Here is a 525-nt window from a genome sequence, read left to right on the forward strand (position 1 = left end):
GCCGTCTTCATCAGGCATTGGGTGCAGCTCATCCCAATATGACTCAACAAACGCGCTAGCAATTTTGTAGCCTACGCCCATGCCTCTAAAACCATAAAGCCGAGTTAATGCTTCTATTAGCCAGGCAACAAACTCAAAATCTTTTGATTGTGTAGCGAGAACTTCTGGTACTTCTTCAACAAAAACGCGCCATAAGTTGTTATGTGTATGAATACTCTCTTCTTCGATGATGGCGTTTCGCTCTGCGTTTCTTGCCACCATTCGCTGATCTTTAAGTCGATAATAAGCAGACTGAGGAGAGACATCCTCTCTTGGATCAATGCCAGTCGGATTGTCTTCCGAAATTGGTGCAAGGACTTGCTCATACCAATCAAACATCGTGTTACTCATACTCTCCCCCTCAAAAACACAGGAATAGTCGCATCATCTCGCCTAGCGGAGTCAAACTCACTAGGTTCTTGACGCACTTTAATGAGCGCACACGTCACGTTATCACTAGCGCCACGCACCAGAGCAGAGTGCATC

General features: G+C 45.9%; 1 protein-coding gene and 1 pseudogene. Both read right to left on the minus strand.

The genetic code is table 11. From position 1 onward, the window contains the following. Window positions 1–390, minus strand: a 390-nt coding sequence (locus R7R24_RS30215; protein ID WP_318120653.1) for a type VI secretion system ImpA family N-terminal domain-containing protein, incomplete at its 3' end; no start/stop codon positions are given. After that, window positions 387–525: pseudogene (locus tag R7R24_RS30220) on the minus strand (serine/threonine-protein phosphatase); the annotation flags it as partial. The pseudogene R7R24_RS30220 and the gene R7R24_RS30215, both read right to left, overlap by 4 nt.

The sequence above is a fragment of the Vibrio sp. 704 genome (assembly GCF_033339295.1).